The organism is Streptomyces sp. NBC_01445 (genome assembly GCF_035918235.1).
Lineage (GTDB): Bacteria > Actinomycetota > Actinomycetes > Streptomycetales > Streptomycetaceae > Streptomyces.
The window spans coordinates 1653941-1668049 of record NZ_CP109485.1; the positions used below are offsets into that span (position 1 = coordinate 1653941).

Consider the following 14109-nt stretch of genomic DNA (forward strand, 5'->3'; position numbering starts at 1 on the left):
GCCCTTTGGGGGACAGCGGCCCCTTCGTGGTGACGGTCACGGGGACCCCGTCGGCGTGCGGTCGAGGAGCGCGGCCACCGCCGAGCGGAACCCGTCGAGGCGTTCGGCGGCGTGCGCGGCGTCGATGCGCGGCTCGTACACGGCGGCGGGCCGCCCGCGCGGGACCGCGTCCCGCACGGTGAGCGCGGGATCGAGCCCGAGCCGCGCGACGACACCCACGCCGAGCGCGGTCGCATCGGGCAACTCGGCGACTTCCAGTGGCAGTTGGAGAAGGTCCGCCTGGGTCTGCATCAGCAGGGCCGACCGGGTCAGGCCGCCGTCGACGCGCAGGGTGCGCAGCGGCTCGCCCAGGTCGGCGGCGACGGCGTCCGCGAGCGAGACGACCTGCGCGGCGATCCCCTCGCACAGGGCGCGGACCAGGTGCCCGGAGGTCGTGTCCAGACCGAGGCCCGTCAGAGAGCCGCGCAGGTCGCCGCGCCACCAGGGCGCCGCAAGACCGGCGAGGGCGGGCACGAAGGTGACACCGCCCGTGTCGGGCACGGCCGATCCGACCGGGTCGATGTCCTCGGCCCCCGCGATCACCCCGAGATCGGTGAGCCAGCGGACGGCGGAGGCGGCGGTGTAGACCTGCCCGTCGAGGCAGTAACTGCTCCGCCCGGCCAGTCGCCAGGCGACACAGCTGACCAGTCCCGAGCCGCCGCGGCGCGGACGGTCGCCGGTCGGGGCGAGCAGGAACGCCCCTGTTCCATAAGTGCACTTGGCGGTACCCCGCTCGGTCACGTCCTGGGCGAGCAGCGCGGCCTGCTGGTCCACGAGGAGCCCGGTGAGGGGAAGTTCGGGCCCGAACGCCTTGGTCGTGCCGACGGGCCCCGCGGCGTCGACGACGTCCGGCAGCCGCTCGCCGCCGAGGCCGAAGATGTCCAGGGCGCGGGGCGACCACGCAACAGTGTCCAGGTCGAGGAGCTGCGTGCGTCCCGCGGTGGCGGCGTCGGTGACGAACGCGCCGGTCAGCCGGTGGACGAGCCAGGCGTCGCTGGTGGTGACGACGCCGTCCCGGGTGAGGTGGCGCCGGATCCAGGCCATCTTCGGGGCGGCGAAGTAGGGGTCGAGCGGCAGCCCCGTAAGATCCCTCAACTCAGCGCCGTGAGGGGCCAGTTCCGCACACAGCGCTGCCGCCCGCCGGTCCTGCCAGACGATCGCGTCCGTCAGCGGTGTGCCGGACGCGGGGTCCCAGGCGAGGACCGTCTCGCCCTGGTTGGCGAGGCCGACCGCGTCGACGGGCTCGCCCGCGGCGGCCAGCGCGCTGCGCCCCGCGTCGACGACGGAGGCAAGCAGCGCGGCCGGATCGACCTCGACGACGCCGCCCGGGAGGTAGCGCGGACGTACGGGCGCGCCGCCCGAGCCGATCACGCCGCGGCGCGGGCAGACGACGAGGGCCTTCGTCCCCGACGTGCCCTGGTCGATGGCGAGGACGGTCCCCTCGCGCGGCCCACTGCCATTGGTGATCACCGCGGAAGCCTGCAACAGCCTCCGCAAGAGCGTCAAGGGCGCCCTCTTCACTCCGACCCCTAGACTGATCACCCGTCAATCTCCGTATGTTGTCTGTGACTTCACGCCTCTCTCTCCCCACAAGAGGAGCTCATGTCCACACCGGAAACAGGCACCACCTCGTCAGGCCCCGTCGAGTCCCGGCCGGCCGGGCGGCCGGCGGACGAGGAGGCCAGACTCAGGGAGCTGGGCTACCAGCCGGTCCTGGCCCGCCGCATGGGCGGCTTCGGCAACTTCGCCATCAGCTTCTCCGTGATCTCCATCCTGTCCGGCTGCATGACGCTCTACGGATTCGGCCTCGGCACGGGCGGCCCGGCCGTGATGATGTGGGGCTGGGCGGGTGTCGGCCTCTTCGTCCTCCTCGTCGCCCTGGCGCTCGCCGAGGTCACCAGCGCGTACCCGACGTCCGGCGCCCTCTACTACATGGCCGACCGGCTCGCCGGCCGCCGCTGGGGCTGGTACACGGGCTGGCTCAACCTCCTGGGCCTGCTCGGCGCGATCGCCGGAATCGACTACGGCGCGGCCCTGTTCACCGGCGCGCTCCTCAACCTCCGGTTCGGCTTCGACCCGGCCCCGGGATCGACCTTCCTGATCTTCCTCGCCATCCTCTTCGTGCACGCCGTCCTGAACCTCTTCGACGTCCGCCTGGTCAGCGTGCTCAACTCGATCAGCGTGTGGTGGCACCTGGCCGGCGTGGCCGTGATCGTCGGCGTCCTCGCGATCGTGCCCGACCACCACCAGTCGCCGTCGTTCGTGTTCACCGAGTTCGTCAACGACACCGGCTGGCACAACCCGCTGTACGTGGCCGCGATCGGCCTGCTCCTCGCGCAGTACACGTTCTCCGGTTACGACGCGTCCGCGCATCTCTCGGAGGAGACGTCGAACGCCTCCGTGTCCGCCGCGCGCGGAATCGTACGGGCCGTGTGGGTCTCGTGGATCGCCGGGTTCGTGCTGCTCGCGGGGCTGACGTTCGCGATCCAGGACTACGCGGGCGCGCAGGACAGCGCCACCGGGGTGCCGCCGGCGCAGATCATGATCGACGCCCTCGGCACGTCCGGCGCCACGGCGCTGCTCCTGATCGTGATCGTGGCCCAGCTGTTCTGCGGCAACGCCGAGGTGGCGGCGACCAGCCGCATGGTGTTCGCGTTCAGCCGGGACAACGCGCTGCCGGGCTCGGCGCTGTGGCGCAAGGTGAACGCCCGCACCCGCACACCCGTTCCCGCGGTATGGCTGTCGGTGGGCCTGGCCGCAGTGATCGCGCTGCCGTCCCTGTACTCCACGACGGCATACGGAGCGGTCACGGCCATCAACGTCATCGGGATCACGCCCGCGTACGCGATCCCGATCCTCCTGCGCCTGCGAGCGGGCGACCGTTTCACCCCAGGACCCTGGAACCTGGGCCGCTGGAGCAGGCCGGTCGGCTGGACCGCGGTGACGTGGGTGGCCTTCGTGACGATCCTGTTCTGCCTGCCGCAGGCGTCACCGGTGACGGTCGACTCGATGAACTACGCGTCGGCGGCCCTGGCCGTGGTGCTGATCCTGGCGACGGTGTGGTGGTACGCGGCGCGCAACAAGTACGGGACGCCTCCGCCGAAGGAAGACGCCCCGGGATAACAGGAGTTCGGAGAGTTTCCGGAACGACCGAGGGGCCGTGTCAGATGTCTCTGGCACGGCCCCTGATCTGCGACTTCGAAAAGTCGGGACGACAGGATTTGAACCTGCGACCCCTTGACCCCCAGTCAAGTGCGCTACCAAGCTGCGCCACGTCCCGGTCGCGCCGCCCGGCGGGTTTTCCGCTTGGCGGCGCAGAAAGAACAATACCCCAAGCTCAGGGGTGGTCCGTCGCCGGTGCGAGGGGCCGCAGGCGCGGCACAATCGAGGCATGAGTGACGTGAGCAGTGGCCTGAACCGCGACCGTGACGAGGAGGGGCGGGCCCGGAACGCGCGCCCCCGCGATGGCCTCGGCCGTCCGCTGCCGTACGGCGCGGAGGGGGTGGCGCGGCAGCCGGAGGGGGTGGTGCGCACTCCCGAGGAAACGGTCGCGGAGGCGCAGGCCCTGCTCGACGCGGGTCGGCCGTTCCACGCGCACGAGGTGTTCGAGGACGCGTGGAAGTCGGGCCCCGAGGAGGAGCGCGGCCTGTGGCGCGCCCTGGCGCAGCTGGCGGTAGGCCTGACGCACGCGGCCCGAGGCAACACGGCGGGCGGCGCCCGCCTCCTGCTCCGCGGCGCCACGGGCCTCACCACCTGGCGCGAGGCGACGGCCCGGCCCACCCCGCACGGAATCGACCTGACGTCCCTGGAAACCTGGGCAACAACGCTGGCCGAGAAGGTGGAAGACCAACCCCCCACCCTGGACGCAGCAACAAACGCCCCCCGCCTACACCCATAACTGCTCGCCCAGGCCCCCGCAGAGAGCCACACCCGAATCCTCTTGCCCCCCTCACAAAGGGGCGCGGGGAACTGCGCGCCCAACCCCCACACACCCGCAGCGAATTCTTCCGTACGCTCGGCAGCTCCTTCGGTACGGCCGTGTTCGGCACCATTTACGCCAACGCGCTCAAGACGAACCTGACTGACGGGGTCGCCGCCGCGGCGCGGACGGGGGCCGCGCGGCCCGCGGTGATCGCCAAGGCGGCGCAGAGCCCGGAGGGGCTGCACCGGCTGCCCGCCCCGGCGCGTCAGCCGATCGTGGAGGCGTATGCCGACACGCTGCACACCGTGTTCCTCTGGACGGTCCCGGTCGCGCTGCTCGGCTTCGTCGTGGCCCTCTTCCTGAAGCAGGTTCAGCTGCGGGACAGTGCGCGGCTGGGGTCGTCCGACATGGGCGAGGGCTTCGCGTCGCCGCAGGGCGGGGACTCGGCGATCCTGCTCGAACGGGCCGTCGGCAACATCGTCAAGTCGGTGGACCTGGACACCGCCCGGCGCATCCTGGACGAGTCGGACACGCGGCTCGACACCGCGGGCGCGTGGGCCGTGATGCAGGTGGAGTTCTTCACGCGGATGGTGGGGCACGCGAGTCTCGGCATGATCGCCGCCCGCCGCCGCCTGCCGCCCGAGGTCCTTGTGCCGGTTTTCGACCGCATGGTCGAGGAGGGCTATCTGACGCGCACCGGCCACTACTTCTCGAACACGGATGCCGGGCAGCGCGAGGCGGATGTGATCAGTCACGCCTGGGGCTCGTGGCTGAGCCGCCAGGTGGAGGCAGACCTCGGCAAGCCGCCGGGCAAGGACCTGCGGGCCGCCGTGGACACCATCGCGAAGCGGCTGCTCGCCGAGGATCTGGAGCACGGCCTGCCGTCCCGCGGCCGGGACAAGGTGCTCTCCGCTTCGTGACGGTGGTTCAGCGCAGCAGGAGCTGCACCCCGCCGACGACGGTCGCCGCGATCACCAGGCGCTCGAACAGCCGCTGGTTGATGCGGTGCACGCAGGCCTTGCCGATGAACGCGCCGGGTACGACGAACAGGACGAGCGCCGCGTCGAGGAGCAGGGAGCGCCCGTTGATCAGGCCGAGGCCCACGCTGAAGGGCACCTTGGCCGAGTTGACGATGAGGAAGAACCACGCGGAGGTGCCCAGGAAGCCGAGCTTCCGGAAGCCCGCCGAGAGCAGATACATCGACATGACGGGCCCACCGGCGTTGGCGACCATGGTGGTGAAGCCGCCGAGCACGCCGTAGGAGCGGGCCTTCGCGCGGCCGGCGCGGCTTGCGGTCTCCTCGACGTCCGGCGCGTCCGCCCGGCGTCTGCGCCACACCGTGACGGCGGCCATCAGGAGCAGGATCGCCCCGATCGACGTACGCACCATGGCGTCGTCGGCCCACACCATGAAGAGCGTGCCGAGGACCACGCCGCCGGCCACGGCCGGAAAGAGGCGCCACAGGGTGGGCCAGTGGGCGTGTCTTCGGTAGGTCAGTACGGCGAGGATGTCGCCGGCGATGAGGACGGGCAGCAGGATGCCGGTGGACTCACGGGCCGGCAGGACCGCCGCGAAGATGGCGAGGCTGACCGTGTTGGCGCCGCTGACGGCCGTTTTCGAGAATCCGACGAGCACGGCCGCGGCGGCGAGCGCGGCGAATTCCCAGAGGGTTATGGAGTACATACCGGGGACAGATGCTAGACCCATCTATCCGGTCGGCGTCAGGGGGCGCCGCATGCTGGGACGCCGCCCCCTGCGCGTGCTCCCGGGGTCAGTCGGTGTACTGGGCGCGCAGTTCCCGCTTGAGGACCTTCATGCTCGGGCCGAGCGGCAGCTCGTCGGCGAACTCGATGCGGCGGGGGTACTTGTGGCGGCCCAGGTGCTCCTTGGACCACTCGGTGATCTCGTCGGCGCCGGCCGCGATCCCGTCGGTCTCCTTGCGGATGATCACGGCGCAGACCTCCTCGCCGTGCACGGGGTCGGGCAGGCCGATGACGGCGACCTGGGCGACGCCGGGGTGGCGCATCAGGACCTCCTCGACCTCGCGCGGGTACACGTTGTAGCCGCCGCGGATGATGACGTCCTTCTTGCGGTCGACGATGCGCAGATAGCCGTCCTCGTCCTTGGTGCCGAGGTCACCCGTGCGGAACCAGCCGTCGACGAGTGCCTCCGCGGTGGCCTCGGGGCGCCCCAGGTATCCGGTGAAGACGCAGTGGCCGCGCACGACGACCTCGCCGAGCTCGCCCTCGGGGAGCAGCTCCACGCGGTCCTCGACCTCGGCGCGGGCGATCTCCACGTCGATGCCCCACATGGGGTGCCCGATCGTGCCCGGACGCGCGCCGAAGATCGGCTGGTTGGTGGCGGCGGCCGGGGAGGTCTCGGAGAGCCCGTAACCCTCGTAGACCGTGGCGCCGAAGGCCTCCTGGAAGCGCTCCAGGACGGCGACGGGGAGCGATGCGCCGCCCGAGACGCAGACCTTGAGGGTGGGCAGCTTCTCGGCCGCTGCCGCCGCGGCCACCAGGTTCACGTACATGGTGGGTACGCCGTGGAAGGTGTTCACGCCCTCGGCGACCATCAGGTCGATGGCCTTGGCCGCGTCGAAGCGCGGGAGCAGGACGAGGGTGGCGCCGGCGCGCCACGTCGCGTTCATGGAGACGGTCTGCCCGAAGGCGTGGAAGAGCGGCAGCGCGCCGAGCGCGATGTCGTCGGAGCGCACGTCGTGGCCGTCGAAGGCGCTGACCGTCGCGTTCATCACCAGGTTGAAGTGGCTGAGGACGGCACCCTTGGGGACGCCGGTGGTGCCGCTGGTGTAGAAGACGACGGCCGGGTCGTCCGCGTCGCGGGTGAGGTACGTGGGCAGGGGCTCGGCGTCGTGCGTGAGCCGCTCCAGGTCGCCGCCCTCGCCGAGGGTCAGCATGCGCACGCCGGTCGCCTCGGCCGCCGCCCCGCCGGTCTTCGCCTGACCCGGGTGGCACAGGAGCAGCGTGGCGCCGCTGTCGCGCAGGACGTGCTCGACCTCTCCGGCGGAGAGGAGCAGGTGTACGGGGACGACGACGGCGCCCGCGGCGAGCGCCGCGTAGTACGCGCGCGGGAACTCGGCCACGTTGGGCGCCATCAGCGCCACCTTGTCCCCCGGCCGCACCCCGAGTCCGATGAGCGCGGCGGCCTGCTTGCGGGCCTGGAGCCACAGCTCCTTGAAGGTGATGCGCAGGTCGCCCTGGACGAGCCCGGCCTTGTCGGGACGGCGGCGGGCGGACTCGGCGAGGATCGCGGCGAGGGACAGGGTTGCCATGAGGGTGGTGCTCCGTTCGGTACTGACTTCTGGTGCGGCTCTGGACCAGGTACAGCTCAGCGATGGGTCAGCGCGCGAAGGTCGCCTCGACGGCGTCCTGAGCGGCGACGTCGCAGCCGTACGCGGATAGCTGTCCGCCCTTGGCGCGGATCGCCTCGACGGTGGCCTCGGCGCGCTCGGCCGTGACGTCGACGACGGCCACGCGGCCGGTGAACCTGCTGCTCATCTTCTTCGAGTTCCTTACGTTGTGCGGGAGTTCACGAGCGCTCGACGAGGACGGCCGAGCCCTGGCCGACGCCGATGCACATGGTGGCGAGGCCGCGCGAGCCGCCGGTGCGGCGCATGCGGTGGAGCAGGGTGGTGAGGATGCGGGCGCCGGAGCAGCCGAGCGGGTGGCCGAGCGCGATGGCGCCGCCGGTGGGGTTCACCAGCTCGGGGTCGATGCCGAGCGCGTCGACGCAGGCGAGGGCCTGGGCGGCGAACGCCTCGTTGAACTCCGCCTCCTGGATGTCGGCGACAGACCAGCCGACGCGGGCGAGCGCCTTCTGCGTGGCGGGCACGGGGCCGATGCCCATGACGTCGGGGTGCACTCCGGCTGAGGCTCCTGCCACGTAACGGCCGAGGGATTCGAGGCCCAGGTCGTGCAGGGCCTCCTCGCTGACCAGGAGCAGGCCCGCGGCGCCGTCGTTCATGGGCGAGGCGTTGCCCGCGGTGACGGTGCCCCCCTTGCGGAAGACCGGCTTGAGCGTGCCCAGCTTCTCCAGGGACGTGTCGGGGCGGATGCACTCGTCCTGGTCGACGACGACGCCGTCCGGGCGCGTGACGGGGAGGATCTCGGCGTCGAAGAGGCCGTTCTTGCGGGCCTCGGCGGCGTTGTGGTGGCTGCGCAGCGCGAAGGCGTCCTGGCGCTCACGTGGGACGTCGTAGCGCTCGGCGACCTCCTCGGCGGTCTCCCCCATGGCGAGGACGCCGTGCAGCTCCTTCATCTTCGGGTTGACCAGTCGCCAGCCCAGGCGTGTGTCGTACGTCTCCATCTTGTGCGGGAGCGCCTCGTCGGGGCGCTGGAGCACGAAGGGGGCGCGGCTCATGGACTCGGAGCCGCCCGCGAGGACGACGTCGGCCTCGCCGGAGGCGATGGTCCGGGCGGCGGTGGTGACGGCTTCGAGGCCGGAGGCGCACAGCCGGTTCACGGTCGCGCCGGGTACGGACTCGGGCAGGCCCGCGAGGAGGGCGGCCATGCGCGCGATGTTGCGGTTGTCCTCGCCGGCCTGGTTCGCCGCGCCCCAGTAGACGTCGTCGATCCGGGCCGGGTCGAGCTCAGGCACACCGGCGAGCAGGCCGCGGATGACGCCGGCCGCGAGGTCGTCCGGGCGCACGGTGGACAGGGACCCGCGCAGCTTTCCGATCGGGGTGCGGCGGGCGGCGGCGAAGTGGACGGGACGCACGTGCGGCTCCTGGGGGAAGTTAATTAGCACTGCTAGTTTTGGACTATAGACCCGGGCCCCGCACCCTGTGAAGTGCGCACCGCTGGATAGGCTCCCGCCGTGAGCACTGCGTTCGAGTACGAGAAGTCCGGGGCGGAGATCTACCGCCGGTCCTTCGCCACGATCCGCGCCGAGGCCGATCTCGGCGGGCTGCCCGCGGAGGTGGCCCAGGTCGCGGTCCGGATGATCCACGCGTGCGGGATGGTCGACCTGGCGGGCGACCTCGCGTACTCGCCGGACGTCGCGGTCCGCGCCCGTGAGGCGCTGCGCGGGGGCGCACCCGTCCTGTGCGACGTGTCCATGGTGGCCAGCGGCATCACCCGCAAGCGGCTGCCCGCGGACAACGACGTGGTGTGCACGCTGTCCGACCCGTCGGTTCCGGCGCTCGCCGAGCGGCTCGGCACGACGCGCTCCGCTGCGGCGCTGGAGCTGTGGCGGGAGCGGATGGGCGGGGCGGTGGTCGCTGTGGGCAATGCGCCCACGGCCCTCTTCCGGCTCCTGGAACTGGTGCGGGAGGGGGCGGCGCCGCCCGCCGCGGTGATCGGGGTTCCGGTCGGGTTCGTGGGGGCGGTCGAGTCGAAGGACGCGCTGGTGGAGCATGCGGAGGAATTGGGGCTGGAGTATTTGGTGGTGCGGGGGCGACGGGGCGGCAGTGCGATGGCCGCCGCGGCGGTCAACGCTGTTGCTTGTGCGGTGGAATAGGTTCGGGCTCACACCCCGGGGACTGCGCCCCCGGACCCCCGCTGTCGCCCTCCGGGCTCGTCCTCAAACGCCGGACGGGCTGGATTGTGCGCTCAGCACTGAACAGTCCCCGCCCACTCCACCGCCTCCGCCACCGATCCCACGTCTGCCACTCCCGCCGGCACGTCCGGCCGTCGTACCACCAGGACCGGGATCCGCGCCTCTCGCGCTGCGACAAGCTTCGGGGCCGTCGCCTCTCCCCCGCTGTCCTTCGTCACCAGCACATCGATGCCGTACTCCCGCAGGACCGCCCGCTCGCCCTCCACCGTGAACGGCCCACGGGCGAGCAGCACCTGCGACCGGGACGGCAGAGGCGGCTCAGGAGCATCCACGGAGCGCACGACGCAGAACACGTCACGGACGCCCGCAAAGGCCGAGAGGCCCAGCCGTCCGACCGTCAGGAACGCGCGTCGGCCCAGCGTCGGCAGACGCCTCGCCGCCTCCTCCAGCGAAGCGACACCGTGCCAGTCGTCGCCCGGAGCGGGGACCCAGCCGGGGCGGCGCAGTGCCAGCAGGGGAACATGGGCCGTGGCGGCCGCCTGTGCCGCGTGGAAACTGATCGTCCCGGCGAAAGGATGGGTGGCGTCGATGAGCGCGTCCACCTGGAGCTCGCGCAGCGCGCGGGCCAGGCCATCGGCTCCCCCGAAACCGCCGGTCCGCACCTCGCCCGCGGGCAGCAGGGGCCGGGCGACCCGGCCGGCCAGCGAGCTCGTCACGCGCCACCCGGGGTGGCCGGTGGTCAGGGCCTCCGCGAGGCGGCGGGCCTCGGTCGTGCCGCCGAGGATCAGTACGTGCACGGGTGCGGAATCCCTTCATGAGTGAGGCGGGCGGGGCCAAGGGCGGACGCGGCGCCCAACTCAAGCACACCGGGCTGCGGCCCGGCTGGACGACCGGAGCCTGTGCGACGGGCGCGGCCACGGCCGCGTACACCGCGCTTCTGACCGGCGACTTCCCGGACCCGGTGACGATCACGCTGCCGAAGGGGCAGACGCCCGCGTTCGCGCTGGCGGCCGAGGAGCTGACCCGTGAGCACGCCATGGCGGGCATCGTGAAGGACGCGGGCGACGACCCGGACGTCACGCACGGCGCGCTCGTGCGGGCGTCGGTGCGGCTGCTGCCCGCCGGGTCCGGCGTCGTGTTCCGGGCGGGCCCGGGCGTCGGCACCGTGACCCGCCCCGGGCTGCCCCTCGCCGTCGGGGAACCGGCGATCAACCCCGTGCCGCGGCAGATGATGCGGGACCACGTCGCGGCCGTCGCCCAGCGCCACGGCGGGAGCGGTGACGTCGAGATCACCGTGTCCGTCGATCACGGCGAGGAGATCGCCCGGTCGACCTGGAACCCGCGGCTCGGGATACTCGGCGGGCTGTCCGTCCTGGGGACGACGGGCATCGTGGTGCCGTACTCCTGCTCCGCGTGGATCGACTCGATCCGGCGCGGTGTGGACGTGGCGCGGGCCGCCGGGCGCACGCATGTGGCGGGCTGCACCGGGTCGACGTCCGAGAAGACCGTGGTCGCCGAGTACGGACTGCCCGAGGACGCGCTCCTCGACATGGGTGACTTCGCGGGCGCCGTCCTCAAGTACGTGCGCCGGCATCCCGTCGACCGGCTCACGGTCTGCGGCGGGTTCGCCAAACTCTCGAAGCTCGCGGCCGGGCATCTGGATCTGCATTCGGCGCGCTCGCAGGTCGACAAGTCGTTCCTGGCCGGGCTCGCGGCCGAGGCGGGCGCGGGCGCGGAGGTCGCGGCGGCGGTGGCGGACGCCAACACGGGCCTCGCCGCACTCCAGTTGTGGCCGCCGCTCGGCGACCTGGTGGCCGCGACCGCCCGCGACGAGGCTCTGCGCGTGTTGCGGGGCGCACCCGTTCAGGTCGATGTACTCTGCATCGACCGCGCGGGTGCGGTGGTCGGGCGCTGCGCACCCTGCTGAACACGGACTTCGTCCCCCGTGGCCCGGTTCCGGTAGCAACTACTCCGGATCTCAGGGCTGGCCCTGATGTCCCAGGCCCGCGCGCTGCCTAGAGTTGAGTTCACCGGCACCGCTCCGCAGTCGACGTACGGGGGAGCCACGGGGGCAAATCGGGGGACGACGTCGCCTTCGGAGCGGTCAGCCGGGACCTCTTCACTCCGCGCGCACGGGCGGGGTCAGGCGCGCAGGTAGGTCAGCACCGCGCGCACACGCCGGTGTTCGAGCAGATCCTGCTCCAGGCGCAGCTTGCCGAAGATGTTCCGTACGTGCGTCTCCACCGTTTTTCCGCCGATGACGAGACGCTGGGCTATCGCCTCGTTCGAGTGGCCCTCGGCCATCAGGGCCAGCACATCCCGCTCTCTGCCGGTGAGGTCGTCGAGAAGGCTCCTTGGGCGGGGGGTGTTCATGAGCTTGGCCACGACGAGCGGGTCGAGGACCGTCTCGCCGGACGCCACGCGCTTGAGCGCTCCGCCGAGTTCGTCGATGTCGGCGACGCGTTCCTTGAGGAGATAGCCGAAGCCCTCGGGCTGCTCCGCCAGGGCCCTGACGGTGTCGGTCGTCTCGACGTACTGGGACAGCAGCAGCACCCCCGTGCCGGGGTGCGCCGCGCGGATCGCGGCCGCCGCGATCAGACCCTCGTCGGTGTGCGTCGGCGGCATGCGGATGTCGAGGAGCACGGCATCCGGACGGTGCTCGGCGACGAGCGCGAGGAGCGGCCCCGTGTCGGAGCACTCCGCGGACACCTCGAACCCCTCGTCCGACAGCAGTCGTACGATCCCCTGCCGCAGCAGCGCCGAGTCCTCGGCAACGATCACCCGCACGGAAGCTCCGCCCTGATTCTGGTCCCGCCACCGGCGGGACTGTGTACATGCAACACTCCGTCGACGGCGGCGAGCCGGTCCGCGAGGCCGCGCAAGCCACTGCCGCGCGCGCTGTCCGCTCCCCCGACTCCGTCGTCGACGGTCTCGATGACGAGCCGGCCGTCGTGGTGCGTCGCGGAGACGCTGACGGCGCGGGCACCGGCGTGCTTGGCCGCGTTGGACAGGGCCTCGCACACCGTGAAGTAGGCGGTCGACTCGACGACCGCGTCGTAGCGCCGGGGTTCGGCCGCGACGACCACCGGCAGGGTCGCTTCCCTGGCCAGCGCCGTCAGCGCGGGGCCGAGGCCCTCGCGCGTGAGGACCGCCGGGTGCAGACCGTGGGCGAGGCCCCGCAGCTCCTCGATGGCGAGCCTGAGGCTGGACTCCGCCTCGGTCACGGATGCGCGCAGGGCTGCGTCGGGATGGTCGGCGAGGCCGCGCTCGACACGTCGCAGCGCCATCAGCGCGAAGACCAGCCTGGCCTGTGCCCCGTCGTGCAGATCCCGCTCCAGGCGCTTGCGCTCGGAGTCGGCCGCCTCCACTATCCGCGTGCTCACGTCCCTGGCGCGGGAGCGCAGCCACACGTTCTCCAGGGCGAGGCGCAGCGCGGCGGCCACCGACGCGAGGAGTTCCGGGTCGTCGATGAGCGCGGGGTCGTGGTGCAGGAGCGCGAGTGGCCGGCCGTCCGCCGCGCCGACGGGGGTGCGGCCGGGGCCGTCCACCGTCACCTCACGCCCGGAGCCGTCGACGTAGGCGCCCCGCTCCTCCCGCCACAGGCCGAGCCTCAGCGTCGGGTCGCCCAGGACGCGGGCCAGCGCCTCGCGCAGCCGGGCCGGGTCGGGGTCGGTGCCGACCTCGATGACGAGGCCGCTGACCTCGGCGCGCTGGAGGTGCATGCGCAGCAGGCCGGCGAGAAACGCGAACGGCACGGCGACCTGCGCGAGGTCGGACAGCAGATAGACGGCCTGCTCACCGGTGTCGCCGACGTGGCCGAACCACGGCACGACGTAGAAGAGCATGTCCCACATCAGGAACACGACGGCGACGGCGATGCCGATCCAGGCCGGGAGCAGCGCCTGCCTGCGGGCGGCCGAGGCGTGCCGCCAGCGCTGCACCACGGCCACCGCCGCGCCGGCGGAGATGACCCAGCCGAGCGCGTGGTACACGGTGTCGACGGGGCCGAAGAGGTCGTGGGTGCCGGGAATGAACAGGGCGTTCGGACCGCAGCCCACGCAGTCGAGATACGTCGCGCCGGTGGCCTGTGCCGGGTCGAACAGGAGCGTGCGCAGCAGGCCGCCGACCGCGACGAGCCCGTACGCGAACTGGACCAGACGCCGCGTCAGGACCGTCGTGAGGCGGCCCTCGGGGAAGCAGAGGATGAGGTGCAGGAGGATCGCCATGTTCAGCGCCTCCCACCAGGCGCCGAACGCGAACAGGGCGGGTACGGAGGTGCCTTGGAGGTTCCCGAGGAACCAGGTGATGCCCTCGGCGACCATCAGGGGGCCGGTCCGGTTGGCGGGCCTGCGCCGCCAGGCCACGATCCCCGCGGCCGCGTACGCCCAGCCCACGGAGAGGTCTCGCACCACGTCGCCCGCGGACCCACCGGCCCGCAGGTACGCCCACGAGCCCGCCGCTCCCGATACGGCGGCGAGCGCCGCGGCCCCGGTCAGGCGCAGCCGAACCGCACGCTTCCCCTGACTGTCCACGGCCCACACGGTAAGCCATTCGGAGGAACGGCGCGCACTCGGTGTCGCACAGCTTACGCACCGTGCTCGATGGACCCCGACCTCGTGTCCTGGCAGAGT

Annotated in this window: 12 protein-coding genes, 1 tRNA gene and 1 pseudogene; 5 read left to right on the top strand and 9 right to left on the bottom strand. The window is 72.2% G+C overall.

Annotated elements, in window-relative coordinates; genetic code table 11:
* Positions 1-36: 36 nt before the first annotated feature.
* Positions 37-1509: an FGGY family carbohydrate kinase gene (locus OG574_RS07750; RefSeq protein ID WP_326772497.1), complete on the bottom strand. Its 1473-nt coding sequence runs from the start codon at positions 1507-1509 to the stop codon at positions 37-39.
* A gap of 132 nt (positions 1510-1641) precedes the next feature.
* Here OG574_RS07750 and OG574_RS07755 point away from each other — a divergent pair, with 132 nt between their 5' ends.
* Entirely contained in the window at positions 1642-3162 is a 1521-nt protein-coding gene (locus tag OG574_RS07755) for an amino acid permease (RefSeq protein ID WP_326772498.1), read from the top strand.
* An 83-nt stretch (positions 3163-3245) separates the two neighbouring features.
* On the opposite strand, the gene OG574_RS07760 is transcribed toward OG574_RS07755, so the two are convergent.
* Positions 3246-3319, bottom strand: a tRNA-Pro gene (locus OG574_RS07760).
* A 111-nt stretch (positions 3320-3430) separates the two neighbouring features.
* Here OG574_RS07760 and OG574_RS07765 point away from each other — a divergent pair.
* On the top strand, positions 3431-3937 hold the full coding sequence (locus tag OG574_RS07765; protein ID WP_326772499.1) for a DUF309 domain-containing protein: 507 nt from the start codon (positions 3431-3433) through the stop codon (positions 3935-3937).
* Positions 3938-4041: 104 nt separating this feature from the next.
* Positions 4042-4881 (top strand): annotated as a pseudogene (locus tag OG574_RS07770) (MFS transporter); the annotation flags it as partial.
* Positions 4882-4888: 7 nt separating this feature from the next.
* Here the strand turns inward: OG574_RS07770 and OG574_RS07775 are convergent.
* The 4 genes from OG574_RS07775 to OG574_RS07790 all read right to left on the bottom strand — a co-directional run bounded on the left by OG574_RS07775 (position 4889) and on the right by OG574_RS07790 (position 8698).
* Entirely contained in the window at positions 4889-5644 is a 756-nt protein-coding gene (locus tag OG574_RS07775; protein ID WP_326772500.1) for a sulfite exporter TauE/SafE family protein, read from the bottom strand.
* 88 nt (positions 5645-5732) lie between these two features.
* Positions 5733-7253 (bottom strand): long-chain-fatty-acid--CoA ligase, encoded by a 1521-nt coding sequence (locus OG574_RS07780; RefSeq protein WP_326772501.1) that lies wholly within the window; start codon positions 7251-7253, stop codon positions 5733-5735.
* Between the two features lie 67 nt (positions 7254-7320).
* Positions 7321-7479: a hypothetical protein gene (locus OG574_RS07785; RefSeq protein WP_326772502.1), complete on the bottom strand. Its 159-nt coding sequence runs from the start codon at positions 7477-7479 to the stop codon at positions 7321-7323.
* A 31-nt stretch (positions 7480-7510) separates the two neighbouring features.
* Positions 7511-8698 carry a thiolase family protein gene (locus OG574_RS07790; RefSeq protein WP_100592896.1) on the bottom strand — a complete coding sequence of 396 codons (1188 nt, stop codon included), beginning with the start codon at positions 8696-8698 and terminating at the stop codon, positions 7511-7513.
* A gap of 99 nt (positions 8699-8797) precedes the next feature.
* On the opposite strand from OG574_RS07790, the gene OG574_RS07795 reads away from it, so the two are divergent.
* Complete coding sequence (locus OG574_RS07795) at positions 8798-9439, top strand: precorrin-8X methylmutase (protein WP_326772503.1); 642 nt, start codon at positions 8798-8800, stop codon at positions 9437-9439.
* Positions 9440-9531: 92 nt separating this feature from the next.
* On the opposite strand, the gene OG574_RS07800 is transcribed toward OG574_RS07795, so the two are convergent.
* Positions 9532-10275, bottom strand: a complete 744-nt coding sequence (locus OG574_RS07800) for a cobalt-precorrin-6A reductase (RefSeq protein ID WP_326772504.1) — start codon at positions 10273-10275, stop codon at positions 9532-9534.
* 17 nt (positions 10276-10292) lie between these two features.
* Here OG574_RS07800 and OG574_RS07805 point away from each other — a divergent pair, with 17 nt between their 5' ends.
* The gene (locus OG574_RS07805; RefSeq protein WP_326772505.1) at positions 10293-11405 is read left to right on the top strand and encodes a cobalt-precorrin-5B (C(1))-methyltransferase; all 1113 of its coding nucleotides are present in this window, start codon (positions 10293-10295) and stop codon (positions 11403-11405) included.
* A gap of 215 nt (positions 11406-11620) precedes the next feature.
* Here OG574_RS07805 and OG574_RS07810 read toward each other — a convergent pair whose 3' ends face one another.
* Positions 11621-12259, bottom strand: a complete 639-nt coding sequence (locus tag OG574_RS07810) for a response regulator (RefSeq protein ID WP_442816919.1) — start codon at positions 12257-12259, stop codon at positions 11621-11623.
* A complete protein-coding gene (locus OG574_RS07815) occupies positions 12256-14010 on the bottom strand; it encodes a sensor histidine kinase (protein WP_326772507.1) in 1755 nt (584 codons plus the stop codon). Before OG574_RS07815 ends, OG574_RS07810 begins: the two co-directional genes overlap by 4 nt.
* Between the last annotated feature and the right edge of the window lie 99 nt (positions 14011-14109).

Excerpts from the sequence above, each read along its gene's own strand:
- OG574_RS07805 (WP_326772505.1), top strand. The coding sequence starts at position 10,293 with ATGAGTGAGGCGGGCGGGGCCAAGGGCGGACGCGGCGCCCAACTCAAG.
- OG574_RS07765 (WP_326772499.1), top strand. The coding sequence starts at position 3,431 with ATGAGTGACGTGAGCAGTGGCCTGAACCGCGACCGTGACGAGGAGGGG.
- OG574_RS07785 (WP_326772502.1), bottom strand. The coding sequence starts at position 7,479 with ATGAGCAGCAGGTTCACCGGCCGCGTGGCCGTCGTCGACGTCACGGCC.
- OG574_RS07775 (WP_326772500.1), bottom strand. The coding sequence starts at position 5,644 with ATGTACTCCATAACCCTCTGGGAATTCGCCGCGCTCGCCGCCGCGGCC.
- OG574_RS07755 (WP_326772498.1), top strand. The coding sequence starts at position 1,642 with ATGTCCACACCGGAAACAGGCACCACCTCGTCAGGCCCCGTCGAGTCC.
- OG574_RS07780 (WP_326772501.1), bottom strand. The coding sequence starts at position 7,253 with ATGGCAACCCTGTCCCTCGCCGCGATCCTCGCCGAGTCCGCCCGCCGC.